Below are 26,834 nucleotides of genomic sequence, written 5' to 3'. Positions count from 1 at the left end.
GCCACGACGTGACACCGTGCACCGTGCGATCCTCGTCGACGGCGATCAGGCAGCGCACCGCCTCGTCGTCGACCTCGTCGAGCCCGCCGAGAGTGAAGCCCATCTCGGGCATCCCCTTGTCCGCCACCCACTCTTCCGAGATCGCGACGATCTGATCCTTGATCGCGAGAGGCGCGTGCGGGAAGGAAATCCACTCGGCCGTGATCCCGGACTTCTTCGCCCGATTCAGTGCCGTGCGCACGTCCTGGAACCGCTTGCCCGTGAACGCGATTCCGCCCAGATCGAGCACTGTTTCCTCGGCGACCTGTAGGCCGCTCCAGCCCATGGAATCGGTAATGGTGCGCGCGTCGTCGGTCACCGAGTAGAAGCACGGAATCCAACCGTTCGACGACGCGAACTCGGCGAACCCCTCGATCGCTGCGCGCATCCGATCAGGAGGACCGACCGGGTCACCCGTGGTGAGTGCGACTCCGGCGATGACGCGGTAGGCGACGTAGCTCGAACCGTCTGCACTGAACCAGTAGGTGTTGCCCTTCCACGTCGTCATCCACGACAACGGACTGCCGGTGCCGGCGAGCAACATCGATCGCGCGCGTTCGGCGGCTTTCGGATCAGCGGTCTTGACGGGCTTGAGGAAGCTCACGAAGACCAGCACGGCAGCAACGCCCCAGAACACGACGCCGGTCCACTCGAACAGCAGCGTCGACTCGATGTCTACAGGGAGCAGGCGCGGGTCGATCAACTGCAGGTACACCGGCGGTACGAGGCGCTGAGGGAAGTCTGCGAGCAGCATGGTGACAGTGGGCTCGCGGTCGAACCCGTGCCTGGCGAGCATTCCGCCGCCCACGTAGATCACGGCCAGGACCCCGAGCAACGTCACGATCGCAACGCCCAAGCGTCTGTATGTCCTGGCCGGGGCCGCCACGTCGAAGTATCGGCGTGTGGAGATCAAGAGGATCAGCACGAACAGCGGCGTCAGGAACGGCACGAGTGTCCGGTACACGTTCGGATCGCTGATTCCGTAGAACAGACTGTCACTGTCCACGGCGTCGACGAACCTGATGACGAAGTTCCCGATCGAGAGGACGAGCAGGACAACCTGAGCGCACACCGTCGCAATCCAGGCGAATCTGCGGCCACGCCGAAGCCCGTCGCTCAGCACCAGGACAAAAATCGACGGCATCAGCGAGAGCAGAGTCGGCCCGATACCCGAGAGTCTGAGCTCGAGGAGTCCTCGCCGGCAGTCCGGGTCCGACGCGGACTCCTCGCACAGTTCTCGAACCTCGGCGACGGTCCACGGAACTCCGCGGAAGAGGTCACGCAGGACGGCAAGTGGACCTACCGCTTGCGGAGACAGTGCGGCGATCATCGGGCCGATCGCGCTGGCCGCCACGACGATGGCGACGAGGACGCGGCCCTCCCGCTGGGTCCCGGCGATTCGCTCACCGCGAGCCGACCGTCCCACGATCCACTGGCCGATCACCAGACCTACGACGGCGGCGAAGAACCTGATGACATCTTGAAGTTGGCCGCTGAACAGGGCCAAGGTGATGGTCAAGGCCAGGGTTCCGACGCGGATGCGTCGACGCCACAGTGTGCCCATGTTCGAGCTGGCGGCCATGACGGCGCCGACGATCCATGCACTCGTGCCGACAGCGGAGCCGACGTGTAGGCGGAATCCCCAGTTGGAGTCGAACACCTTCGCGAACGATGCCCAGCCGAGTCCGAGGAGCACACCGAGGATTTGGGTGCTCGCTCCGGCAATTGCGAGCTTGAGCGTCCCCATGCGCCGCTCGAGGGGCGCAGCGACCGCGATCAGGAGCACGCTCGCACCGATGTACCCGAGCAGGTTTCCCGCCCACAGAGCGGAGGTGAGCGGAGTCCAGATGCGTCCGTGCTGGATCGAGCCCATTCCCGCGCCGATCGCGTGCTCGAGATCGCGAGACGGTCCGTGCACGAGACTGCCGCTGGCAGCGCCCAGGATCCACATGGTGAGAAGTAGAACGACCGTCAACGGTGCGTCGCGAATACCGAAACGAACGATGTCGCCAGCTTTCTGCGCGACTGCCCGTGCCCGTGATGTGGATTCTTCGGTGCCCGGCGAACTGTCGATCGTCATCTACGTGCGGCTACTTTCTGCGGATCGACTAGGGGCTTGCTCAGTATCGGGCATTTCTCTCTGCGATCACCACCGTAACCGTCACGCAGATCACTATGGCCAATACCACACCCCCACCGAGGCGGTTACTACTACCAGTAGTACGTATTTCGTCGTGGAAGTCCGTAGAATCGAAGAATGGCAGGTCTAGGTGAACTCGAACGCGCGGTGATGGATCATTTGTGGTCCACATCAGAACCGCAAACTGTGCGACAGGTGCATGAAGCACTCGCGACGCATCGCGAATTGGCGTACACGACGGTCATGACCGTTCTGCAGCGCCTGGCGAAGAAGCATCTGGTGATTCAGCAGCGCGACGATCGCGCGCATCGCTATCTTCCCGTCAACAAGCGCGAAGAACTGGTTGCGAGCCTGATGGTCGACGCTCTCGCCCAGGCTCCGGAGTCCGGCGGTCGCGCTGCGGCACTCGTTCACTTCGTGGGCCAGGTCAATGCAGACGAAGCAGATGCTCTCCGCGAAGCGCTCGCTGCCCTCGAGGTGCGCGAGTCCGCGAAAAAGGCTGCGCAGCCCGGAATTTCTAGGCCGAACTGAATTCGTCGTGCATGATGTGTAGGACATGAACGCCACTACTGCACTGGTTTTCGGACTGCTTGCCTTGTTGCTGGCCGGTCCGGTACCCGCACTCCTGAGCCGCTCCACGTGGCCTTACCGCGCTCCACGCGCGGCGTTGGTCCTGTGGCAAGCCGTCGCGATCGCTGCGGTGTTGTCGGCATTCAGCTCGGGCCTAGCCATTGCCAGCCAGCTGCTCGTTCCCGGCGCTGACGGAAGGCCGACGACGGCCCCGACGGCCGAAATCGATGCACTCGGACTCCCTCTGTGGATTCTGTACGTGGTTGTTTTTGCCCTGACACTCCTGATCGGCGCAAAGCTGATCTTCTCGGTCATCCAGGTCGCCGTGAGAACCCGACGTCGCCGTGCACGTCACCGCGTGTTGGTGGACCTTCTCGACGACTGCGCCATGCCCGCGTCGGTGGAACGCACACCCGATCTGCGAGTGCTCGACGTCGACGAACCGATCGCCTATTGCCTGCCAGGTCTGCGCCAACGCGTGGTTCTCAGTCAAGGCACCTTGCAGAACCTCGATCATGCCGAGGTCAAGGCCATCCTGACGCACGAGCGTTCACACCTGCGAGCTCGTCACGATCTGGTCCTCGAGGCATTCACCGCGGTCAACCACGCGTTCCCCCGTTTCGTCCGTAGCAAGTCGGCTCTGGGATCGGTACAACTCCTGGTGGAGTTGCTCGCCGACGATTCAGCTGTGCGGGCTACCGGTCCCACTCCCCTCGCGCGGGCACTGGTCGCGTGTGCCGGATCGACGGCACCCCGCGGAGCGATGGCAGCAGGCGGCCCGTCAACGCTCATCCGAGTGCAGCGCCTCTCGGCTGACGATGCCGATCCCCGGATTGCGATTTTCGCGTATCTGGGGGCGGTCGCCATTCTCGTGGTGCCCACCGTGGCTGTGGCAGTGCCCTGGCTCACGGAACTTCGCCTGCTTTTCAACGCCTACTGAGTCTTGACCAGCGCAACCACGTGTAGTAGTGCAGGTCACAGGCGGGGTTACCTGACTTCGACCTAGCCGGTGGCGTAGAGTGGACCTCGGCCACCATCGTGGTCCGTCAACATATAACGGCACACAGCCCAATTCCCCGCAGTATGCGTTCGGATTGCCAGGTGACATGTGCCCTGGCTCGTCCCTTTGCGAACTGTGTCGTGTATTTCAGCATGGCTTCTTCCGCTCCGCGACGTGCCCGTAGTCCGGAGAGGTTTCCGCGTGACCAACGCTGTCCAAATGTCGTCTTCCGAGAACATCGAAGACACCACCGTCAACACCCCCGCTGCCGAAGAAGCAGTCGCCACCGAGCCGGGTATCACCTTCGCCGAGATCGGCCTGCCCGAGCAGCTTGTTGCCGCATTAGCGCGCAACTCCATCACCGTCCCGTCCCCCATCCAGGCGCAGTCCATCCCGGACGCGCTCGCCGGAACCAACGTTCTCGGCCGCGCACAGACCGGATCGGGCAAGACCCTCGCATTCGGCCTGCCGATGCTGACCCGCCTCTCGCGCCACGAGGATCGCCCGGCCGCCAAGCGTCCCCGTGCACTCGTGCTCGTCCCCACCCGTGAGCTTGCTTTCCAGGTGGTCGACTCCCTCAACTCCTACGCCGGCGCACTCGGACTCACGGTTCGTCCCGCTGTCGGTGGAACGCCGTTCGCCAAGCAGGTCGATCAGCTCCGCCGCGGCGTCGACGTCCTCGTCGCCACCCCGGGTCGTCTCGGCGACCACCTGCGTCAGGGCACTTGCATCCTCGACTCGGTGGAAATCACCGCACTCGACGAAGCCGACCAGATGGCGGACATGGGCTTCCTGCCCGAGGTTCGCTCGATCCTCGGTGAGACCCCCGCAGACGGACAGCGCCTGCTGTTCTCGGCGACCCTCGACCGTGAGGTCCAGTCGCTGGTTCGTCAGTTCCTGGCCAACCACGTCACGCACTCCACCGAAGACGGCCGCGCGAGCGTCGACACGATGGAGCACTACGTCCTCCTCGTCGACCGCGGCCAGAAGGATTCCGTCCTCGCCGAGATCGGTGCCCGCGACGGACGCACGATCATGTTCGCCCGTACCAAGCTCGGTTGCGAGGGAATCACCGACCGACTCCGCGCAGTCGGCATCGCTGCCGAGTCGCTTCACGGCGGCAAGGCTCAGAACCAGCGCACCCGCGTCCTCGAGCGTTTCAAGAACGGCCGCACCCCGGTCCTCGTCGCAACGGACGTCGCAGCGCGCGGAATCCACGTCGACGGCATCGACCTTGTCGTTCACGTCGATCCCCCGGCTGACCACAAGGACTACCTGCACCGCGCGGGTCGTACCGCTCGCGCCGGCGAGAAGGGCACCGTTGTCGCAATCGTGCTGCCCAACCAGAAGCGTCAGTTCAAGCGTCTGACCGGAATGGCCGGCGTCAATGCCGCTGCCGTCGCCGTCACCCCGGGTTCTGCTGAGCTGGCTCGTATCACCGGCGCCAAGAAGCCGACCGGAGAACCGTTGCGCGAGAGCTCTTCTCGTGGCGAGCGTTCCTTCGGTGATCGTGGCGGAAGCCGCGGCGGCTACCAGGGCAACCGCTCTTCCGGCGGATACCAGGGCAACCGTTCCTCGGGTGGGTACCAGGGCAACCGCGACGGCGAGAGCCGCGGCGGCTACCAGGGTGATCGCTCCAGCGGTGGATACCAGGGCAACCGCGACAGCCGCCCCTCGACCGGATACCAGGGCAACCGCTCTTCCGGTGGATATCAGGGCAACCGTGACGGTGAGAGCCGCGGCGGCTACCAGGGCAACCGCTCTTCGGGTGGCAGTGGCTACCAGGGTGATCGCTCCAGCGGTGGATACCAGGGCAACCGCGACAGCCGTCCGTCCTACGGAGACCGCGACAGCCGCCCCTCGACCGGATACCAGGGCAACCGATCCTCCGGCGGATACCAGGGAAGCCGTGACGGCGAGAGCCGCGGCGGATACCAGGGCAACCGCTCTTCGGGTGGCAGCGGATACCAGGGCAACCGCGACGGCCGTCCGTCCTACGGAGACCGCGACAGCCGCCCCTCGACCGGATACCAGGGCAACCGCTCCTCCGGTGGATACCAGGGCAACCGTGACGGCGGCGACAACCGCGCAGCCTCGACCAGCGGTGGTGGCTTCCGCAGCCGCACCGACCGTCGTAGCTATGACGGATTCGACGGCCCGAAGCGCGATCAGCGGTAATACCTGCGCTGAGCTGCGGCTCGACAACTGAACACTGAGAACCTTCCGGCTGCGCCGGAAGCTGTATCGAGACGGATGCAGGTCACTGCAATTAAAGTGATCTGCATCCGTGTTTTGTATGCACGGTCTGATGTTCACGCGCGTCGCGGCCGCACAGTTTTCGGCTGCGCACAGCGCAGGATTTCACAGCCGCGGACCGAGAGGGAAAGCTGTAAGCATGTCAACCACTAGCACCGAATCACCCCGGGCTCAGATCGGCGTCACCGGCCTGGCTGTCATGGGTTCGAATATTGCCCGCAATTTCGCCCGCCACGGTCACACCGTTGCCCTGCACAACCGCAGCATCGCCAAGACCGATGCTTTGATCGCCGAGCATGGTTCCGAGGGCGATTTCGTGCGCACCGAGACCGTCGAAGAGTTCGTTGCCGCACTGCAGAAGCCGCGACGCGTCCTGATCATGGTCAAGGCCGGCGCGCCGACGGATGCTGTCATCGAAGAGCTCGCGAACGCCATGGAGCCCGGCGACATCATCATCGACGGCGGTAACTCGCTGTACACGGACACGATCCGCCGTGAAGCCGCGATCCGCGCCCGCGGTCTGCACTTCGTCGGCGCTGGTATCTCCGGCGGCGAAGAAGGCGCACTCAACGGTCCGTCGATCATGCCGGGCGGCCCGAAGGAGTCGTACGAGGCTCTCGGCCCGCTTCTCGAGTCGATCTCCGCTCACGTCGACGGCACACCGTGCTGCACGCACATCGGCCCCGACGGCAGCGGTCACTTCGTCAAGATGGTGCACAACGGCATCGAGTACGCCGACATGCAGCTCATCGGTGAGGCGTACAACCTCTTCCGTGACGCGCTGGGCGACGACGCCGGTCAGGTTGCCGACGTCTTCACCGAGTGGAACAAGGGCACGCTCGAGTCCTACCTGATCGAGATCACCGCCGAGGTGCTCCGTCAGGTCGACGCCGAGACCGGCAAGCCGTTGGTCGACGTCATCGTCGACGCTGCCGAGCAGAAGGGCACGGGCCGCTGGACGGTCAAGTCCGCTCTGGATCTGGGCGTGCCGGTCACCGGTATCGCCGAGGCCGTGTTTGCTCGCGCACTGTCCGGTAGCCGCAATCAGCGCGCCGCAGCCCAGGCGCAGGGATTGGCTTCGGGTTCGCTCGGCGACAAGCCGGCTGACGCCGAGCAGTTCGCCGCTGACATCCAGGCCGCGCTGTACGCGTCGAAGATCGTGGCGTACGCGCAGGGCTTCGACCAGATCGCTGCCGGTAGCGCCGAGTACGACTGGAACCTCAAGCCTGCCGACCTGGCAACGATCTGGCGCGGCGGCTGCATCATCCGTGCGCAGTTCCTCAACCGCATCAAGGACGCGTTCGACGCGGATCCGAGCCTGCCGAGCTTGATTCTGGCGCCGTACTTCCGCGAGGCCATCGAGGCGGGCATCGACAGCTGGCGCCGTGTGGTCGCCACCGCGACGATGCTCGGCATTCCGGTACCGGCGTTCGCGTCTTCGCTGTCGTACTACGACGGTCTGCGCGCAGAGCGTCTGCCGGCCGCCCTGACACAGGGTCAGCGCGACTTCTTCGGCGCTCACACCTACGAGCGCATCGACAAGCCCGGCAAGTTCCACACGCTGTGGAGCGGTGACCGCAGCGAAATCGAGGCCTGATTCACAGCGGGTATCGGTAGATGCGGTTATCTGCCTCTACCGATACCCGGTAGCCTGGACAAATGCAGGAATCGACGATCGACTCGCCCACCTCGACCGAAGGGCGTTCGTTCGTCGACCTCGGAATCCCCGCCGTGATGGTGCACGCGTTGCGTCGGAGCGGCATCGATGCCCCCTTCCCCATTCAGTCGGCCACCATCCCCGATGTCCTTGCCGGCCGGGATGTGCTCGGGCGTGGCGCGACGGGTTCCGGAAAGACTTTGGCCTTCGGGCTTCCGATGTTGGTGCGCCTCAAGGGTGGGGCGAGCAAGCGGAATCGTCCTCGCGGCTTGGTGCTCGCTCCCACCCGCGAACTGGCGATCCAGATTCACAAAGCACTCGACGACGCCGCCACCGAAATCGGTTTGCGGGTGGCCAACGCGGTCGGTGGTGTTCCCATCAAGCGCCAGGCCGACATCTTGACCAGGGGCGTCGATCTGCTCATCGCGACTCCCGGCCGTCTACTCGACCTGCTCGAGCAGCGGTCGGTCGTGCTCGACGACGTCGTGATCACGACTATCGACGAAGCCGACCACATGGCAGACATGGGCTTCATCGACGAGGTCGCGAAGATTCTCGACACGACGCCGAAAGATGGTCAGCGTCTTCTCTTTTCGGCAACCCTCGACGGCAAGGTCGACGATCTGGTCGCGGATTACCTGCGCAATCCGGCGTCGCACTCGACTGCTCCCCCGGTTGCCACCGTCTCGACCATGGAGCATCACCTGCTCTTCGTCGACCGCGACGACAAGAGATCCGTTGTCGCACATATCGCTTCGCGCGCGGGGCGGACCATCATGTTCGTCAAGACCAAGCACGGCGTGGATCGGCTTGCGCAGCAACTGCATTTGATCGGTGTCTCGGCCGGGGCCCTGCACGGCGGCAAGACGCAGAACAATCGGACCAAGACCCTCGCGTCGTTCTCCGACGGGACAACCCCCGTCCTGGTCGCAACTGATGTCGCGGCCCGCGGAATCCATGTCGACGACGTGACGCTCGTTGTTCACGTCGATCCCCCGGCCGAGGCCAAGGACTACCTGCACCGCGCAGGCCGAACCGCTCGCGCCGGTGAATCGGGCGTCGTCGTCACCATCGTCACCGACGAAGAACGTGACGCGGTCGAGAAGTTGACCAAGCAGGCAGGCATCAAGGTTCACGGTGTGCGGGTTCGTCCTGACGATCTTGAACTGACGCGCATCACCGGTGCGATGGAGCCGACGGGCATTCCGGTCGAGGCTCCCGATACGACCGTCGCCGTCAAGCACACCGCAAAGCGTGGACGCCAGGAACACGACACCGCAGGTCGGACGGCTGCCGGTGGCCGCATGAAAAAGGACGGCGACAAGCGAGCCGCCTCCTCGCGGCGCGTCACCGATCCCAAGAGTGTGAAGAAGATCCGGGCCGACGGCACCCCGGTCCCGACCCGTTCGGAACGTTTGGCCTCCAAGGGCCTGACGTCGCGGCGGGGCGCACCGGGCGCAGGAAAGCCGTCTGCCGGAAATCGGGCGGGCAAGCGCGCACACTGAGGACATGGGTGATCTTCCACTGATCTCGGTTCTCTGCGCACTCGTCGCCGCACTGCTCTTCGCGTGCGCGTCCGTCGCTCAGCAGCGGGCAGCGTCGGCGGTTCCCGAGGGCGAGGCGCTAGTGGCGTCGCTGATTCGGAGCCCTCGGTGGTGGGCCGGATTGATCGGCGACGGCGGCGGTTACGTCATGCAGGCCGTTGCACTGTCGTTGGGTTCGGTGTTGGTGGTTCAGCCGCTGATCGTGACCTCTCTGCTGTTCGCGCTGCCGCTCTCGGCCAAGTTCTCGGGAATCCGTATCACCCGTTCGGCGTGGTCACTGGCGATCATGCTCGCGATTTCGTTGGCGATCTTCCTCGTGGTCGGCGATCCCACCGAGGGTGACAGCAATGCTCCGTGGTCCGATTGGGCTGTGCCCCTGACGATCACGGTCGCAGTCGCCGTGGTCGCGACCATCGGCGGCTTGTCCAAACTCGACGGTGGTTGGCGCGCACTGCTTCTCGGCTCCGCGGCCGGCATCTTCTACGGCGTTGCGGTCGCGTTCACCAAGTACGTCACCGACCTACTCGGACACGGCGTCGTCGGAGTGATTTCGGCCTGGCAGACGTGGGCTCTGATCGCCTCGGGCGCGATCGGCGTCTACCTGCAACAACGCGCATTCCAGGTCGGGCCGTTGTCGGCGTCGCTGCCCGCTCTCACGATCGGCGAGCCGATTGCGGCCATCTTCCTGGGGATGACGGTTCTGGACGAACGCCTACGCGTCGACGGCCCCGGAATTGCTCTCATCGGGTGCGCTGTCGCCGTCATGGTCATGACCACGATCGCCCTCTCCCGTTCACAGGCACGCGATACCGAGGGCGCTGCGGCGGAATCGACGGTAAGCTCGTGAAACGTGCAGTTCCTCGAAGGGCAACGCCCCCCATACGACCTGACCTACGACGACGTTTTTCTCGTCCCTAACCGGACAGAGGTCACCTCCCGGTTCGACGTCGATCTCACTTCTTCCGACGGATCCGGAACCACCATTCCCGTCGTCGTCGCCAATATGACCGCAGTGGCCGGCCGCCGTATGGCCGAGACAGTTGCCCGCCGCGGCGGGCTGGTCATCATTCCGCAGGACGTCCCCACCGAAGCCGTCGCCGAGACCGTGGCATTCGTCAAGAGCCGCCACCTCGTCGCCGATACGCCGGTCACCTTGAGCCCCGACGACGCCGTCTCCGACGCGCTGGCGCTTCTGCCCAAGCGCGCTCACGGCGCCGTCGTGGTCGTCGAGGACGGTAAGCCGCTCGGTGTCGTCACCGAGGCCGCCTGTGCGGACGTCGACCGGTTCACGCGTCTGCGCTCGGTCGCCATCACCGACTTCGTCACCGCCCCGGTCACCGCTACACCTCGCGAGGTGTTCGAACTCCTCGAAGCCAAGCATGATCCGCTGGCGGTCATCGTCAACGAAGACGGCACTCTTGCCGGAGTCCTCACCCGTACCGGTGCGATTCGTGCGGGAATCTACGATCCCGCAGTCGACGAACGGGGCGCACTCCGGGTCGCCGCGGCGGTGGGTGTCAACGGTGACGTGGGTGCCAAGGCAAAGGCACTCGTCGACGCCGGTGCCGACGTGATCGTCGTCGACACGGCGCACGGTCACCAGCAGAGAATGATCGATGCGCTCACCACTCTCAAGGCGCTCGACCTCGGCGTCCCGCTGGTCGCAGGCAACGTGGTGTCGGCACAGGGCACCCGCGATCTGATCGCGGCCGGCGCGGACATCGTCAAGGTCGGAGTCGGGCCGGGCGCCATGTGCACGACGCGTATGATGACCGGCGTCGGACGCCCACAGTTCTCGGCCGTCGCGGAATGTGCTGCAGCGGCACGTGAGCTCGGCAAGCACGTCTGGGCCGACGGCGGAGTACGCCACCCCCGCGACGTCGCACTCGCCCTCGCAGCGGGCGCGTCGAACGTCATGATCGGCTCGTGGTTCGCCGGCACGTACGAGTCCCCCGGCGACCTCAAGGTCGATCAGGCGGGCAATGCGTACAAGGAGAGCTTCGGTATGGCGTCCAAGCGCGCCGTTGCCGCTCGCACAGCCACCGAAACGGCTTTTGATCGCGCTCGTAAGGGATTGTTCGAGGAGGGCATCTCCAGTTCGCGGATGCGTCTCGATCCCGAGCGCCCGGGAGTCGAGGACCTGATCGATCAGATCTGTTCCGGCGTGCGCAGTACCTGCACGTACGCGGGTGCGCGCTCCCTCGAAGAGTTGCACCAGAAGGCAGTTCTCGGTGTTCAGTCCGCTGCCGGATTCGCCGAAGGACGGCCGCTTCCGTCAGGTTGGTGAACAGGGTTCCGTGACAGTCGGCGGGTGCTCGGGTCCCTACTCCCGGGCGCCCGCCGGTATCATTGGTTCCGTAAACAGAAAACAAAACTCGGTCGGGTGCCCTTCGGCGACCCGACCGAGCCCGCTACAGCCGAGAAATCCTCGGCTCTGACGAGAGGAACCCGGTGCCCGAGGCACCCACACACTTACCCGGCGCTACACCCGTCGTTTTATCCGAGGAATCGTCTGATTCCGCCGGTTCGGAGGGCTCCTCTAGCGAGCCGGGAGACAAACCCGGCGGCCCCCGTGCACAACTCAGGTGGCGATGACACATGGACATCGTTTTCACCATTCTCAGCCTCTTCGGCTTCATCGCGCTGACTGCAGGCACCGCCCTCTTCGTGGCGGCCGAATTCTCACTGACCGCGCTCGAGCGCAGTACCGTCGACGAAGCCGCTCGCGACGGCGACCGACGCTCGCGCCAGGTTCAACACGCGCACAAGACTCTCTCGTTCCAGCTCTCCGGTGCCCAACTCGGCATCACGATCACGACACTGATCACCGGTTACCTGGCCGAGCCCGTTCTGGCGCGGTTCATCACACCGGTTGCGAAGGCCGTCGGACTCAGCGAATCCGCTGCCTCGACAACGTCTTTGATCTTGGCGCTGGTACTCGCGACGTCGTTCTCGATGATCTTCGGCGAGCTCGTACCCAAGAACCTCGCAATCTCCAAGCCGATGCCCACCGCCCGTGCAACTGCGGGCCTGCAGGCCGGCTTCTCGCTGATCTTCAAGTGGGCAATCAACGGTCTCAACGGAACTGCCAACTGGATCGTGCGACGCCTGGGCATCGAACCCGCGGAGGAACTGCGCTCGGCGCGTTCACCGCAGGAACTCGGATCCCTCGTGCGGACGTCCGCGCAGCGCGGTTCCATCGACAAGGGCACGGCGATGCTCGTCGACCGTTCGCTGCAGTTCGGTGACCGTACGGCAGAAGAACTGATGACCCCGCGAGTGAAGATCGAATCGCTGGAACTCTCGGACACTGTCGCAGACCTGATCGTGACGGCGTCGCGGACCGGCTACTCGCGCTTCCCGGTCGTTCGCGGCGATCTGGACGACACGGTCGGCGTCGTACACATCAAGCACGCGTTCACGGTTCCCGCCGAGCGCAGGCGCACGACGCGAGTCGACAGTCTGGCTCAACGTGTTCCGGTCGTGCCGTCGAGCCTGGACGGTGACACCGTCATGGAGCGGATCCGCTCGGACGGCATGCAGGTCGCTCTGGTCGTCGACGAATACGGCGGAACTGCGGGCATCGTCACGATGGAAGACCTCATCGAGGAAATCGTCGGCGATGTGCGCGACGAACACGACGAGCCCGAGCTGGACGTGCAACGCGTCGGCGACGGATGGTCGTGCTCCGGTCTCCTGCGTATCGACGAGGTCACTTCGGCTACCGGATACACCGCGCCCGAAGGCGACTACGACACCCTCGGCGGATTGGTGCTCACCGAATTGGGGCGCATCCCCGATGAAGGTGACGAAGTGGAGTTGCCCGACGTCGACTCGTCCGGGGATTCCCGCGGAAAGTGGATCGCCCGAGTGACCAGCATGGACGGCCGTCGCATCGACCGAGTGACCATCATGCCGGTCCCGGCGGACGTCGAACCCGAATCCGCCGACCACGACAAGAAGGAGTCCGACGATGAATAACCTCTTCGGCGTTCTCCTGACCGTCGTGTTGCTCGCGAGCAACGCATTCTTTGTCGGCGCGGAATTCGCGCTGATCTCCGCTCGCCGTGACCGTCTCGAGGCACTGGTCGCGCAAGGCAAGAAGCGGGCACTCACAGTCATCAAGGCCGGTGAGAACCTGTCGCTGATGCTCGCGGCGGCTCAGCTGGGTATCACGATCTGCTCGATCCTCCTGGGTAAGGTCGCCGAACCTGCCATTGCGCACCTCCTCGAGGTGCCGATGGAAGCCGTCGGCCTGCCTGACGGGCTGCTGCACCCGATCTCGTTCGCGATCGCGCTCTCGCTCGTCGTCGTACTGCACATCCTGCTCGGCGAGATGGTTCCGAAGAACATCGCGTTGGCCGGCCCCGAGAAGACGGCCATGCTGCTCGTTCCCGTGCATCTGGCCTTCATCAAGATCGCTCGCCCGATCATCGCGTTCTACAACCTGTGCGCAAACGGCGTGCTGAAGCTCCTGCGCGTCGAACCGAAGGACGAACTCGACGTCACGGTCTCTGCCGTGGAGTTGTCCGCGATGATCGGTGAATCGCGATCCGAAGGTCTGATCGACGCCGAAGAACACCGGCGGTTGAAGCAGGCTCTCGAATCGACCGATCGCACGGTGTCCGAGGTTCTGATCACCCTCGACAAGGTTCGGACCATTCCCCTCACACCGTCGGGAACGACACTGGGAGAGATCGAGCGTGCGGTCATCGAGACCGGATACTCGCGTTACCCGGTGCGGGCGAGCGACGGATCCCTGGCTGGGTACGTGCACCTCAAGGACGTGCTCGACGAGGTTCTGGACGAAGCTGCCGGACCGGACACCGTCGTTCCGACGTCGGATATCCGCCCACTGCCCATCGTTCCGCTGAGCACGCCGCTGGCCGAAGCGTTGGCCGGCCTCCGTCGGGCCAGCTCGCACCTCGGTGCAGTCACCGACGCTGACGGAGTTGTGATCGGTATCGTCGCGCTCGAAGATCTCCTCGAGGAGTACGTCGGCACTGTTCGCGACGGCACACACCGCGGCACGGATGCTGTTCCCGGACAACGAAACAGCTGATCGATGACACGTTCGGTGCACTCACTCGCACTCGCGCAGAGCGAGTGGACGGCTCGGCGGGCACTTCACCTCGAGGAGGTGGAGAAGCTCGTCGAGCCGCACCGAGCGCGTCGTAGCGCCGGTATCTCTCACCCGGTGCACGACTTCCTCTTCACGTACTACAACTTCAAACCCGCTCAACTGCGCCGCTGGCACCCCGGGTACGGAGTCGCGCTCGAGAACGCCGCCGAATACGCAGCCTTCTCCGGCTACCGCGTCGACGATTCGGGTACTGCGACAGTCGAGGCCTCAGTGCTGGAGCGTCGGTGTCACACAGTCGAATTCGTGTGGAATCTGTTGAATCAGACGTCTGCGCGGCCCGCTGTGCTGGGTTGCTTCGGCCTCCACGAGTGGGCGATGGTCTATCGCGGCGGCGAGGACGCAATCCGTCACCAGTCGGTGCCGCTTCGGCTCGGGTTCGCCGGTACCGACGCGGTCGTCGAATCCCTGCCGCTCAAATGCACGCACTACGACGCGTTCCGGTTCTTCACACCGGACGCGGCCCCCAAGAACTCGCTCCCGCTTGCACGCGAAACTCAGATCGATCACGAACAGCCGGGCTGCCTGCACGCCGGTATGGACCTGTACAAGTGGAGCTTCAAATTGTTGCCACTCGTCGATTCCGACCTGGTGATGCGGTGCTTCGAACACGCGCTCCTGGCCCGTGAACTCGACATGCGCGCGAGCCCATACGACCTCGCCGAGTACGGGTACTCCCCCATTCGTATCGAAACTCCCGCGGGCCGCGCCGAATACGTGCGTCAGCAACAACAGTTGGCGGATCGTGCTGCGCCGCTCCGCGATACGCTGGCAGAGAAGTGCCGGGAGCTTCTCGGCCACTGAACTGCCGAAAGGCGTCGCATGGATCACGGGTACGGGTTCTATCTCGACGAATACCAACGCGACGTCGGGGTGCATACCGAGGACCGGCGCGGGCACATCGAATGCCCGGACTCGGCGGGCTTTCTCGCGGCCCACTTGCCGGTGTTCGACCTCGCTGCGGGTTCGGTTGGGGCGTTCGCCTCTGCGATTGATCGAGCGGCCGGGCACTGGACGCTGAATCCCGAGCGTATCGCCGCGTCCTTCTCGAGCGATCGCCTGTTCCGCACCGGAGGCGAACCGATCAACGGGTTTTCCGAGTACTCGGGATTCTTCGCCGCCCGTGACGGTTGGGTCCGCACGCACGGCAACTATCCGCACCATCGCGACCGACTGCTCACCATTCTGGAACTCGAACCTGGGTCGCCCAAAGAGGCAGTGGCGCAACGTATATCCGAACTCTCTGCTATCGAGATCGAACAGCAAGCCGCCGAGATCGGTGCCATCGCGGTCCGCGCGCGTACCGAGACCGAGTGGCGCCTGAGTGAGCAGTGTGCAGCCGCGAGGTCTGCGCCCCTGGTATCCATCCGAGCACGCGAGATGGGGGAACCCCGCGCACTCCCCACGCGCCCACGTGTTCTCGACCTGACCCGCGTCATCGCCGGCCCGGTCGCGACCCGCGCCCTCGCACTGGTCGGTGCCGAAGTTCTACGGATCGATCCCCCGGCGATCCCTGAAATCGGATGGCAGCACCTCGACAGTGGCCAGGGCAAGCGCTCGGCGCTTCTCGACCTGAAATCCTCGGAGGGTGCGACAGCGTTCCGCGAACTCCTCGAAACAGCCGACGTGCTGGTCACCGGCTACCGGCCGGGTGCACTCGAAGCGCTCATCGGGCAAGATCTTCCCGCGCACCTGATTCACGGGCGTGTCAGCGCATGGGGTTGGCAAGGTCCGTGGGCGGATCGGCGCGGCTTCGACAGCATCGTGCAGGCCGCGTCCGGTATCTCGTTCCTCGAGGGGGGAGAGAAACCCGGCGCCCTTCCCGCACAGGCACTCGACCACGCAAGCGGGTACTTCCTTGCAGCAGGGATCCTCGACGCGTTGACCATGCGCTCGCACGACGGCCGTGGCCGCGCTGTCGACGTGTCGCTGGCAGGTACCTGCGCCCGTCTTCTGGACGCGCCTGGGCGGACCCTCCACCCCGGCCTGCCGACGGCCCCCGGCTTCGGTGCTGTTGTCAACCACGGCGACGTGACCACCGCACGACCCGCGTTGGCAGAGTTCGAGGACTACCCTTCACCGGCACATTCGTGGGGATCGGATCCGGCGGAGTGGGCACACTGAGGGACCGGCACATTCAGGGCAAGATGGACCTGTGAAGTCACATACCTACACACTCGACCTGCAGTGGACGGGCGATCTGGGATCCGGAACGTCCAGCACACAGGCATATTCGCGCAATCACGCAATATCCGCGGTCGGGAAGCCGGAGCTTCTCGGCAGCTCCGATCCCTCGTTCCGCGGTGACGCGCAGCGGTGGAATCCCGAGGAACTGCTCGTTGCCTCGCTCGCCCAGTGCCACATGCTCTGGTACCTCGGCCTGGCAGCGGCCGCAGGGGTCGTCGTTCTCGACTACAGCGATCAGCCGGTCGGCAGCATGATCGAGGAATCCGATGGCGGCGGCCAGTTCATCGAAGTGACGTTGAATCCGACGGTGTTGGTCGCCGACGCGTCGATGGTCGAGACGGCCGAGGATCTTCACGGCCCGGCACACACGAAGTGCTTCATCGCTCGTTCGGTGAACTTCCCGGTCCTGCATTCCCCGACGATCCTGGTGGCCACCGATGAGTGATGTCCACAAGCTCATTGTCGACGTCGACACCGGTATCGACGACTCGCTGGCACTGCTCTATCTACTCGCCAGCGCCGAGGCCGAGATTCTGGGGATCGCGAGTACCGCCGGCAACGTTCCCGTGGAACAGGTCGCGGCCAACAACTTGAACTGGCTTGCGCTCTGCGGCGCCCCGGACATCGAGGTTGCACTCGGTGCCCGCGCGCCCCTGGTCATCCCGCTGCGCACCACCGAGGAGACTCACGGTCCGCAAGGAATCGGGCATGCCGTGCTCCCCGATTCGGGTCGTGAGCTCTCGGTTCGCACCGCCACCGACCTCTGGGTGGATCTCGTCCGTGAGTACCCCGGACAACTCACGGGGTTGGTGACGGGACCGCTCACCAATCTGGCCCTGGCGATCAGACGCGAACCCGACCTTCCCTCTCTACTGAAACGACTGGTCGTGATGGGTGGGTCGTTCAACTATCCGGGCAACACGACGCCGACTGCGGAGTGGAACGTCTCGGTCGATCCGCACGCCGCCAAGGAAGTGTTCGACGCGTTCTCCGCAGTACCCGCGCACCGACGTCCGATCATCTGCGGCCTCAACGTCACCGAATCCATCGAGATGTTCCCCGAACATGTGCGTCGACTCGCCGACGCTGCCGGGAGCACCCCGGAAGAGATCATCTCTCCTGACGACGGCCCCGATGTCCGCAGCTCCGCCTCCAACAGCGTGATCCGGCACATGTCCGACGCGATCCGGTTCTACATGGAGTTCCATCGCGAGTACGACCAGGGCTTTCTTGCTCACATGCACGATCCCTTTGCGGCTGCCGTCGCGCTCGACCCGACCCTGGCGACCCTGAAACCGGCAACGGTAGACGTCGAAACCGAAAGCCCACTCTTGATCGGAACCACCGTCGCGGACTGGGTCGGACACTGGAAACGCGAACCAAACGCGGACATCGCCGTCAGCACCGATCCGGCGGAATTCTTCGATCGACTTGTCCACCGAGTGGGAAATTACGCCCGCGCCGTGGGTTGATCGAGCGCGGCACCGGCTATGCTCGCATGGACAGAACACCAACGAACGAGAACCGAAGGACCTTGACGTGCAGATTTCCAGCCACGATGCCTCCCCGGCATTTGCGCTCGGATTGATGGCGTTCTGGCCCACTCGTCGTAGCGCATGCTTCGATCAGGCGTGTTGCTGAGCGGCGATTTCTCGCTGCCTGCACCCCTGACTTTGTCGCTTCTTCGCTCGGAGTCTGTCTTCTCATGTTCAACCTTCTTTTGTTCACCCTTGTCGGCGTCGGCGCCCAGCTCGTCGACGGCGCCCTCGGCATGGCCTTCGGTGTCACCGCAACGACCCTGCTGATGATCGGTGGCCTCGGTCCGGCTCAGGCGAGCGCCGCGGTTCACCTGGCCGAGGTCGGCACCACCCTCGCTTCAGGGGTGTCGCATTGGAAGTTCAAGAACATCGACTGGAAGCTGGTCGCCAAGCTGGGCGTGCCCGGCGCTGTCGGTGCATTCATCGGTGCCACCGTTCTCTCGGGTCTGTCGACCGAAGCGGCAGTCCCCATCACGGCGACAATTCTGCTGGCAATCGGTGTCTATGTGGCACTTCGCTTTTCGGTCCGTCCACCGGCCGTCGCGAATGCTCGCACCACCCCGCATACCGCTCGCTTCCTGTCCCCGCTCGGCCTGTTCGGTGGTTTCATCGACGCATCCGGCGGCGGCGGTTGGGGCCCGATCACCACCAGCACACTGCTCTCCCGCGGCAAGACCGCACCGCGCACGGTGATCGGCTCGGTCAGCGCCTCGGAGTTTCTGGTCGCGTCAGCCGCGTCGCTGGGATTCCTTGTCGGATTGGGACGTGAGTCGGCGGGAAACCTCCTCGTTGTCGCCGGTCTCGCGCTCGGTGGTGTCATCGCTGCCCCGTTCGCGGCGTGGCTGGTCAGCCGCGTACCTGCAACCTTGCTCGGAACGGCAGTGGGCGGCGTGATCGTGTTGACCAACGCGCAGAAGCTGTTCAAATCCTTCGACATCACCGGAGCGGTCACGGTGGCCGGATACCTCACCATCATCGCCGCCTGGGCAGCGTTGCTGTTCTACGCGTGGAAGCGGTCCACGCTCACCCCAGCCGAAGCAGAAGGCGACTTCACGGGAGTCGAACTCGCGGTCGAGACCGAACTCACCGAGCCTGCAGCCAAGCGCGAACGATAACTCGTCACAGAAGAAATCCCGGGTATCCGAGCTCGGATACCCGGGATTTCCTGCTTTCGCTTTAGTTGCTTCCGTCGAACGCGTCGAGAATCCGCCCCGCAGCCAACGCCGCTGTCAGCGAACCGTCGCGCACGCTCTGCTCGACGTCGGCCCGGATCGCACGCACCCGATCGTTGCTGGAGAGTCTGCGCAGCAGCTGATCGTTGACCATCGTCCAGGTCCAGTCGACCTGCTGCTGTCGACGCTTCTCCTCGAACTGTCCCGCTTCGGTGAGCACCTCACGGTGCTTGGTGACAGTTCCCCAGAACTCGTCCAGACCGACACCTTCGAGGCCGCTCATCGTGATGACGGGCGGCTTCCAGATGGCGTCGTGCGGGTAGATCAGGCGCAGCGCTCCGGCCAGTTCGCGGGCTGCGCCTTTCGCCTCGCGCTCGTGCTTGCCGTCGGCCTTGTTGACCGCGACCAGATCCGCGAGTTCGAGTACACCCTTCTTGATCCCCTGCAGCTGATCGCCCGTACGAGCGAGGGTCAAGAACGTGAAGCAGTCCACCATGTTCGCGACGGTGACCTCGGACTGCCCGACGCCCACCGTTTCCACGAGGATGACGTCGAAACCGGCAGCCTCGAGAAGCACGATGGTCTCGCGGGTTGCCTTTGCAACACCGCCGAGGGTGCCGGACGTCGGTGACGGACGAATGTATGCGTTCTTCTCGACCGTGAGGCGAGCCATGCGCGTCTTGTCGCCGAGGATGGAGCCACCGGTGCGGGTGGACGACGGATCGACCGCCAACACCGCAACCCGATGCCCCTTCTCCAGCAAGTACATTCCGAGCGCATCGATGAACGTCGACTTTCCGACGCCGGGAACGCCGGTGATGCCGATTCGGTGTGCTCCCCCGGCCTCGGGCAGCAACTTCAGCAGAAGCTGCTGTGCTAGAGCCCGGTGGTCGTCGCGAGTGGACTCGACGAGGGTGATCGCCCGAGCGAGGCCGGCACGCTGATTTCCACGTACCGCCTCGGCGAGAGAATCAACTGATGGCCTTGCCGCTGGCGACGGCGTGTCGATGGGCTGACGTGCCATCTTCAGTGACCCCCTTCTCAGCTGTTGTCGTGACCCAGTTGGGCGGAGAGCTTCTCCAACAATCCGCTGGCGGCGTCGGCGATGACGGTTCCGGGCGGGAAGATGGCAGCAGCGCCGGCCTCGTAGAGTTCGTCGAAGTCACCGGGCGGAATGACGCCGCCGACGACGATCATGATGTCGGGACGACCGGCCGCAGCCAGAGCTTCCCGCAGCGCCGGCACCAAGGTCAGGTGACCGGCTGCCAACGACGACACACCGACTACGTGGACGTCGTTGTCGGCCGCCTGGTTGGCGACCTCTTCGGGGGTCTGGAACAGCGGTCCGACGTCGACGTCGAATCCGATGTCGGCAAATGCCGTGGAGATGACCTTCTGGCCACGGTCGTGACCGTCCTGGCCCATCTTCGCGACGAGGATGCGGGGACGACGTCCCTCGTCCTCGGCGAACTTCTCGACCAATTCCATCGCCTTGCTGATGTTGCTCACCGATCCTGCCTCGTCGCGGTACACACCACTGATGGTGCGGATCTCCGCCTGGTGGCGTCCGTACACCTTTTCGAGGGCGTCGGAAATCTCGCCGACGGTGGCCATGGCGCGGGCGGCGACGACAGCGAGGGCGAGGAGGTTGTTCTCCATGCCGCCTTCGGTGGACGCTGCTGCGCGAGTGAGGTCGGCGAGCGCAGCCTCGACGGCAACCGGATCACGTTCTGCGCGAAGACGAACCAACTTCTCGAGCTGTTCCTTACGCACCTTGGAGTTCTCGACCTTGAGAACTTCGATGGTGTCGACCTCGTCGGGAACGTATTTGTTGACGCCGACCAACGGCTGACGACCGGAGTCGATGCGTGCCTGGGTGCGGGCGGCAGCTTCCTCGATGCGCAGCTTCGGGATGCCCTCGTTGATAGCCTGAGCCATTCCGCCGGCTTCCTCGACCTCTTCGATGTGCTTACGTGCCCGGTTGGCGAGCTCGTTGGTGAGCCATTCGACGTAGTACGAGCCGCCCCACGGGTCGATCGGGCGAACGGTGCCGGACTCCTGCTGCAGCAGCAACTGGGTATTGCGGGCAATTCGCGCCGAGAAGTCCGTCGGCAGAGCGATGGCTTCGTCGAGAGCGTTGGTGTGCAGCGACTGGGTGTGTCCCTGCGTGGCTGCCATGGCTTCGACGCAGGTACGCGGAACGTTGTTGAAGACGTCCTGAGCGGTCAGCGACCAGCCCGAGGTCTGCGAGTGGGTACGCAGCGACAAGGACTTGGCGCTCTTGGGGTCGAACTTGGCAACCAGCTCGGCCCACAGGAGGCGTCCGGCGCGGAGCTTGGCGACCTCCATGAAGAAGTTCATACCGATGGCCCAGAAGAAGGACAGGCGAGGCGCGAACTTGTCGATGTCCATCCCGGCGTCGAGGCCGGCGCGGATGTACTCGACGCCGTCGGCGAGGGTGTATGCCAGTTCCAGATCGGCCGTCGCTCCGGCTTCCTGGATGTGGTAGCCCGAGATGGAGATGGAGTTGTACTTCGGCATTTCCGCGCTGGAGTACGCGAAAATGTCCGAGATGATCCGCATCGAGGGCTTGGGCGGATAGATGTAGGTGTTACGAACCATGAACTCTTTGAGGATGTCGTTCTGGATCGTTCCGGCCAGCTTGTCCGGAGTGACACCCTGCTCGCCTGCCGCTGCGACGTACAGCGCGAGGATCGGCAGCACGGCACCGTTCATCGTCATCGAAACCGACACCTGCGAGAGGTCGATCCCGTCGAAGAGCTGACGCATGTCGAGGATGGAATCGATTGCGACACCGGCCATTCCGACGTCGCCGGCCACACGCGGGTGGTCGGAGTCGTAGCCGCGGTGTGTAGCGAGGTCGAAGGCGACCGAGAGGCCCTTCTGACCGGCCGCAAGGTTACGTCGGTAGAACGCATTGGACTCGGCGGCAGTGGAGAAGCCGGCGTACTGACGAATGGTCCACGGCTGGTTCACGTACATGGTCGGGTACGGACCACGCAGGAACGGAGCAGCACCTGGGAAGCTGTCGAGCGGGTATCCGGATTCGGCAGCGGCCGTGCGGTCCGCACCGGTGTACACCGGCTTGACGTCGATGCCTTCCGGCGTGGACCAGACAACCTGCTCGGCGGCGTAGTTGTTGGCGTTGGCGCCCTCTTCGATGAGCGCCTGGGCCTGCTCGACCGACGGCGGTGTGGGTGCCGGAGACTGCGGGTCCTCGAGTGGGACCTCGGCGAAACTGCCGATCACGTGCTTGACCTCTCGTGTCGTCACTTGGAGCTTCCCGTCTCGATGAAGTCGAGCAGTTCGGTCAGAGCCGACACTGCGTCGATGCGGGCGGTGAGGAATCCGTCCGGGCGAGAATCGCCGGTCGCGTCGGCGACTGCCTTTTCCGGGCCGGCCAGCAGCACCTTGGTGATACCAGCGGCGCGAAGTTCGGCGACGGCCGCTGCGGCACTCTCGCCGTAACGCTTGTCCGTGCCGCACAGCACGGCGACGGTGGCGCCGGATGCCTTGACGGCTGCGGAAATGGCCTCTGCGCCTACCTCGAGCGGGCCGGGGTTGACTGCGTCGATACCACCCGAAGCGAGCAGGTTGGACGCAAACGTGGTGCGCACGTTGTGTTCTGCAACCGAGCCCAGCGGCGCGAGAAGCGCAGTGGGACGGGCGCCGCCGGCGGCGAGGAACGCATCCGAACGGTCGCGAAGCGCTTCGAACGCAGCTGCGTAGCGGGCGACGGCCTGGCCCGGCTCGACTGCTTCGGCGGACAGCGGTGTTTCACCGAGGTTCGGGAACTCGTTGACACCGGTGACCGTGGTCTTGCGGTGTGCGATGTCGGAGTCGCGCTTGGCCTTGGTGGCCGCGATGCGATCGGAGACGATTCCCGCTTCGAGTGCGGCAAGATATCCGCCGGCCGCTTCGATTTCCTGGAAGAACTCCCACGCGGTGGCGGCGATCTGCTGTGTCAGGTCTTCGACGTACCAGGATCCGGCCGAAGGATCGAGGACACGGCCCAGGTGCGACTCTTCGAGCAGGAGCAGCTGTGTGTTTCGGGCGATGCGTGAGGAGAACGACTTGCTGACGCCGAGGGTGCCGTCGGCAAGCGCGACGTCGAACGGAAGAACCGTCACCGCGTCTGCTCCGCCGACACCGGCGCCGAACGCGGCGAGGGTGGTGCGCAGCATGTTCACCCAGGGATCACGCTGAGCCATCATAGCGGCGGAGGTGACCGCATGCTGGGGTGCTCCACCGAAATCGGAAGCTCCGCAGACCTGGGCGATGCGTGCCCACACGAGACGTGCGGCTCGGAACTTCGCGATGGTCTGGAACTGATCGTCGGTTGCCGAGTAGCGGAAAGCCAACTGCGACAACGCAGCACCGATACTCAGGCCGCTCTCGGCGGTGAGTGCGCGGAGGTATTCGAGGCCTGCGGCAATCGCGGCTCCGAGTTCTTCGGCATCCCCGGCACCGGCGTTGTGGAACGCCGTGCCGTCGACGGTGATCGCGTGCACGGTTTCCGCGCGAGCTGCAGCGAGGGCGGCCAACTCGACGGCGTCGGCAAGTTCGACGTCGGCTGAGCCGGAAAATGAACTGGTCAGCGGAGCAGCACCGAGGTGGATGCGGATACCGGCGCGATCGCTGACGCCGTCACCGGCTTCGGCACGCGCGTCGAGGAGTGAGAAGAGTGCGCGGACGCCATCGCCGGCCTCCGCGCCTGCGTCGAGCGTCAGCGGCGCGAGATCGAGAAGCACGCCCTCGAGCGCAGCGGCGAGGTCGGTGACCGGAACGCCGTCCCCGCCCACCTTCAACCAGAGTGCGCTGACGCCGTTTTCGAGGGCGTCCAGGACGCTGCGATTCGTCTCGGCTGCGGAGGAGGTTCCGAATGCAGCGGAGACCAACCAGCCTGCATTGACGTCACGGTGAGCATCGACACCCCGCACGTACGGGAACGTGCCCGGCAGGGTCTGCTCGGGGCGTTCGTCGCGGGGGCTGTAAAGCGGTGCGACAGTGACTCCGTCGTAGGTGACGGTTTCAAGCAGTTTCTGAGGCTCGGGGCCCAGTTCTGCCGCATCGACTCTGCGGGACTTGGCGAGCACACCGGCTACGGAGCGCTGCCACTCCGCGTATGCCTGCTCGACAGCCTCGGCTTCTGAAGCTAATGACACTGTGTCCGCTCCCTCTCATTTTTAGCGTGAGCGCTTTACCGATAATCGGAATTGTTCGTTAGTTCTGTGATGCTAACCCGCGTCTGAGCTCAGATATCGTGAGGATCACGTCAGGTTCTTCACAGTGCCGTTCACGACGCGGTTCACGACCACTTCCCGACCGGTCCGCCGGCGTGCGTGTTCAGTGATTCGGACACCTGCAACTGGTCCTTACCTAGCGATTGTTCAGCATGTATGTGAGTTACTCGCGAGTTCGTTTCACTGGCCGGGACTGCAGGTGTGGACCACCTGGAAAGCGTAGTGGTTTTCGTCACAGCACAGCTTTCATTGTCGCCTGGAGCACGTGAATTACCAGCATTCGGGATGGTCTTCGGCACACCGTTCCCAGCGCGCAAACGTCTCGGTTCACCGTTCACAGGTAGCCTTGTGACCTGTGATGGGACGCCTGCTGGACCGAAGATTGATCGCAATAGTCCTGGTAGTGCTCGCTTTGTTCCTCGCAGCCCTCCTCGCCCCACATCCCACGGTGTCCCAGGTGCGCGAGTGGGCGGACTCGGTTGGCCCGGCGTTTCCCCTCGTGTTCTTCCTGGTTCATTCGATAGTCACCGTCGCGCCGTTCCCGCGCACCGTCTTCACCCTCAGCGCGGGCGTTCTCTTCGGTTCGGTGACCGGCATCGCCCTGACCGTGGCGGCGACGACGGTGAGCGCTGTTCTGGCCCTCTACCTGGTGCGCGCCATCGGCCGCGACGTCGTCTGGCAACGGATTTCGAGTCCGACGATCCGGCGGGTGGACGAGCGGATCGAGAAGCGGGGCTGGCTGGCCGTCGGCTCTCTGCGCTTGATCGCGTTCGTCCCCTTCTCGGTGGTGAACTACTGCTGCGGCATTTCGTCGATCCGGATCGTGCCTTACGTCCTTGCCACCGTTGTCGGCATTTTGCCCGGCACCGTGGGGATCGTCGTTCTGGGTGACGCTCTCTCCGGTGAAGCCGATCCTCGTCTCCTGATCCTGTCGGGGGTCTGCATCGCAATCGGCATCGCCGGTCTGGTGTTCGACGCTCGCCGCCAGCCCCCGCTGGGCGAAACTACCGCCGACAATGGTCAACCCGACGACACTGGTCAACCCCACGGCGTTGGTCAACCCCAAGAGATTGATTTAATGAAGTCAACCCAAAACGATTGACTAATGAAAGTCAACTATTTAGCATTGACTAATGTTCGTACTGACAGTGGATCAGCGAGGTAGCCGACGGGATGTCGATCGCGTCGGGGACATCATCGACGACATGGCCGATCTCAGGCTCTTGCGGCCGTTCGAGCGCACTGCAGGCGACGAGATTCAAGCGGTGACCGACGATCCGGCGCTGCTCGTCCTCGTCGCACTGGAGCTGATTCGGCGCGAGCACTGGAGTGTCGGGATCGGGATCGGCCCAGTCGAGCAGCCCCTCCCACGGCAGACCCGAGCCGGACGCGGACCGGCGTTCGAAGCTGCCCGGATCGCCGTCGAGCGAGCCAAGCGAGCCCCGGCCAGAATTGCCGTCGAACAAGCGCCGGCGGATAGCTCACGCGACGAACTTGCCGCAGATGTCGATGCCGCGTTCACCTTGCTCGGAACGATCGTCACGAGACAGACGAAAGACGGACGCGAAGCCATCGCTCTGATGGACAGCGGACTCACTCAGATCAGCGCGGCGGCCCAGCTCGGAATCACCAAGCAGGCCATGTCGAAGAGACTCTTGACAGCCGGGTGGCACGCAGAACTCGCCGGGCGCAGACTCGCAGAACGACTTTTGGTCAGACTCCAGCCCTAGACTGCTCACGCTCGCACCGGTACAAACTCGTCGACACAGCAGGGGGCTCGAATACATGGTCGTTCTGGCGTTGATCGCGCTCGCCGTCGCCGCCGCGGCACCAGCAGTTGCAGCGGCGCTGGGACCGCTCAGTCGTGGTCGACTCGAAGTCCCCGAATGGGCGTCGTCCGTGGTCGCTCTACCAGCGCTCGGTGTTGCCGCGCTGGCATCGACCCGAACGAGCCCGGTCACCGGATTTGCACTTGGGGCGACGCTTGTCCTGTGCCTACTTGCCGCCGCCACGGCCGGCGCACCGATGGTGCTCGCCACCTTCAAGATCGCCCGCCGCCAACCAGACGGAAGCCCGGCACCGGATGCTGGACCTCTTCGCGGCGGACGTGTGATCGGGATACTCGAGCGGCTCGCGGTGGCGGCGTCGATTCTCGCGACCTGGCCGGAAGGCATCGCGATCGTCTTGGCCGTCAAGGGACTCGCACGGTACCCGGAACTTCGCGAACCGCACGCGTCCGAGCAGTTCATCATGGGAACCTTCGTCAGCGTCCTCTGGGCGATCGCTGTATGTGGAACGGGACGGGCACTCATCACATAGGTGATGAG

21 protein-coding genes are annotated in these 26,834 nt (G+C 64.5%); 17 read left to right on the top strand and 4 right to left on the bottom strand.

What is annotated here, in order from left to right:
* The coding region (locus tag ACFQ6H_RS28055; RefSeq protein WP_378650112.1) for a bifunctional lysylphosphatidylglycerol flippase/synthetase MprF at positions 1-2,119 on the bottom strand (2,119 nt) is incomplete at its 3' end.
* A 177-nt stretch (positions 2,120-2,296) separates the two neighbouring features.
* Between ACFQ6H_RS28055 and ACFQ6H_RS28050 the strand changes: the two genes are divergently transcribed.
* The 14 genes from ACFQ6H_RS28050 (at position 2,297) to ACFQ6H_RS27985 (ending at position 19,186) form a co-directional block, all read left to right on the top strand.
* Positions 2,297-2,710 carry a BlaI/MecI/CopY family transcriptional regulator gene (locus ACFQ6H_RS28050; RefSeq protein WP_003944876.1) on the top strand — a complete coding sequence of 138 codons (414 nt, stop codon included), beginning with the start codon at positions 2,297-2,299 and terminating at the stop codon, positions 2,708-2,710.
* Positions 2,711-2,735: 25 nt separating this feature from the next.
* Positions 2,736-3,689 carry a M56 family metallopeptidase gene (locus tag ACFQ6H_RS28045; protein WP_230815619.1) on the top strand — a complete coding sequence of 318 codons (954 nt, stop codon included), beginning with the start codon at positions 2,736-2,738 and terminating at the stop codon, positions 3,687-3,689.
* Between the two features lie 261 nt (positions 3,690-3,950).
* Positions 3,951-5,927, top strand: coding sequence for a DEAD/DEAH box helicase (locus tag ACFQ6H_RS28040; protein ID WP_378650110.1), 1,977 nt, complete (start codon positions 3,951-3,953; stop codon positions 5,925-5,927).
* A gap of 217 nt (positions 5,928-6,144) precedes the next feature.
* On the top strand, positions 6,145-7,602 hold the full coding sequence (gndA, locus tag ACFQ6H_RS28035) for an NADP-dependent phosphogluconate dehydrogenase (RefSeq protein WP_378650108.1): 1,458 nt from the start codon (positions 6,145-6,147) through the stop codon (positions 7,600-7,602).
* A gap of 62 nt (positions 7,603-7,664) precedes the next feature.
* Positions 7,665-9,167: a DEAD/DEAH box helicase gene (locus ACFQ6H_RS28030; protein WP_378650107.1), complete on the top strand. Its 1,503-nt coding sequence runs from the start codon at positions 7,665-7,667 to the stop codon at positions 9,165-9,167.
* A 4-nt stretch (positions 9,168-9,171) separates the two neighbouring features.
* A complete protein-coding gene (locus ACFQ6H_RS28025; protein ID WP_378650105.1) occupies positions 9,172-10,053 on the top strand; it encodes a DMT family transporter in 882 nt (293 codons plus the stop codon).
* A 3-nt stretch (positions 10,054-10,056) separates the two neighbouring features.
* Positions 10,057-11,493, top strand: coding sequence for a GuaB1 family IMP dehydrogenase-related protein (locus ACFQ6H_RS28020; RefSeq protein WP_378650103.1), 1,437 nt, complete (start codon positions 10,057-10,059; stop codon positions 11,491-11,493).
* A 311-nt stretch (positions 11,494-11,804) separates the two neighbouring features.
* Complete coding sequence (locus ACFQ6H_RS28015) at positions 11,805-13,187, top strand: hemolysin family protein (protein WP_378650101.1); 1,383 nt, start codon at positions 11,805-11,807, stop codon at positions 13,185-13,187.
* A complete protein-coding gene (locus ACFQ6H_RS28010) occupies positions 13,180-14,268 on the top strand; it encodes a hemolysin family protein (RefSeq protein ID WP_230815612.1) in 1,089 nt (362 codons plus the stop codon). The genes ACFQ6H_RS28015 and ACFQ6H_RS28010 overlap by 8 nt, the downstream gene beginning before the upstream one ends.
* Positions 14,269-14,271: 3 nt before the next feature.
* Positions 14,272-15,150 carry a 3-methyladenine DNA glycosylase gene (locus ACFQ6H_RS28005; protein WP_378650099.1) on the top strand — a complete coding sequence of 293 codons (879 nt, stop codon included), beginning with the start codon at positions 14,272-14,274 and terminating at the stop codon, positions 15,148-15,150.
* Between the two features lie 18 nt (positions 15,151-15,168).
* Positions 15,169-16,470, top strand: coding sequence for a CoA transferase (locus ACFQ6H_RS28000; RefSeq protein WP_378650097.1), 1,302 nt, complete (start codon positions 15,169-15,171; stop codon positions 16,468-16,470).
* A 31-nt stretch (positions 16,471-16,501) separates the two neighbouring features.
* Positions 16,502-16,978, top strand: coding sequence for an OsmC family protein (locus ACFQ6H_RS27995; RefSeq protein ID WP_230815609.1), 477 nt, complete (start codon positions 16,502-16,504; stop codon positions 16,976-16,978).
* Positions 16,971-18,005, top strand: a complete 1,035-nt coding sequence (locus ACFQ6H_RS27990; RefSeq protein WP_378544218.1) for a nucleoside hydrolase — start codon at positions 16,971-16,973, stop codon at positions 18,003-18,005. The genes ACFQ6H_RS27995 and ACFQ6H_RS27990 overlap by 8 nt, the downstream gene beginning before the upstream one ends.
* A gap of 233 nt (positions 18,006-18,238) precedes the next feature.
* Complete coding sequence (locus tag ACFQ6H_RS27985) at positions 18,239-19,186, top strand: sulfite exporter TauE/SafE family protein (protein WP_378533053.1); 948 nt, start codon at positions 18,239-18,241, stop codon at positions 19,184-19,186.
* A 61-nt stretch (positions 19,187-19,247) separates the two neighbouring features.
* Here the strand turns inward: ACFQ6H_RS27985 and meaB are convergent, their stop codons facing one another.
* Genes meaB through mutA form a run of 3 tightly spaced genes read right to left on the bottom strand, consistent with a single transcriptional unit; the run spans position 19,248 to position 24,429 of the window.
* On the bottom strand, positions 19,248-20,267 hold the full coding sequence (gene meaB, locus ACFQ6H_RS27980) for a methylmalonyl Co-A mutase-associated GTPase MeaB (protein WP_378544224.1): 1,020 nt from the start codon (positions 20,265-20,267) through the stop codon (positions 19,248-19,250).
* 17 nt (positions 20,268-20,284) lie between these two features.
* Complete coding sequence (scpA, locus tag ACFQ6H_RS27975) at positions 20,285-22,537, bottom strand: methylmalonyl-CoA mutase (protein ID WP_378544227.1); 2,253 nt, start codon at positions 22,535-22,537, stop codon at positions 20,285-20,287.
* The gene (gene mutA, locus ACFQ6H_RS27970) at positions 22,534-24,429 is read right to left on the bottom strand and encodes a methylmalonyl-CoA mutase small subunit (protein ID WP_378544230.1); all 1,896 of its coding nucleotides are present in this window, start codon (positions 24,427-24,429) and stop codon (positions 22,534-22,536) included. Before mutA ends, scpA begins: the two co-directional genes overlap by 4 nt.
* Positions 24,430-24,865: 436 nt before the next feature.
* Between mutA and ACFQ6H_RS27965 the strand changes: the two genes are divergently transcribed.
* Genes ACFQ6H_RS27965 through ACFQ6H_RS27955 form a run of 3 tightly spaced genes read left to right on the top strand, consistent with a single transcriptional unit; the run spans position 24,866 to position 26,826 of the window.
* Positions 24,866-25,609 (top strand): TVP38/TMEM64 family protein, encoded by a 744-nt coding sequence (locus ACFQ6H_RS27965; protein ID WP_378650114.1) that lies wholly within the window; start codon positions 24,866-24,868, stop codon positions 25,607-25,609.
* A 31-nt stretch (positions 25,610-25,640) separates the two neighbouring features.
* Positions 25,641-26,237 carry a hypothetical protein gene (locus ACFQ6H_RS27960; protein WP_378650095.1) on the top strand — a complete coding sequence of 199 codons (597 nt, stop codon included), beginning with the start codon at positions 25,641-25,643 and terminating at the stop codon, positions 26,235-26,237.
* A 55-nt stretch (positions 26,238-26,292) separates the two neighbouring features.
* Positions 26,293-26,826 carry a hypothetical protein gene (locus ACFQ6H_RS27955; RefSeq protein ID WP_378650093.1) on the top strand — a complete coding sequence of 178 codons (534 nt, stop codon included), beginning with the start codon at positions 26,293-26,295 and terminating at the stop codon, positions 26,824-26,826.
* Positions 26,827-26,834: the final 8 nt, after the last annotated feature.

The sequence above is a fragment of the Rhodococcus sp. NPDC056506 genome (genome assembly GCF_042794945.1).
Taxonomy (GTDB): Bacteria; Actinomycetota; Actinomycetes; order Mycobacteriales; family Mycobacteriaceae; genus Rhodococcus_F.
This window is presented reverse-complemented; position numbering and strand designations above follow the sequence as displayed.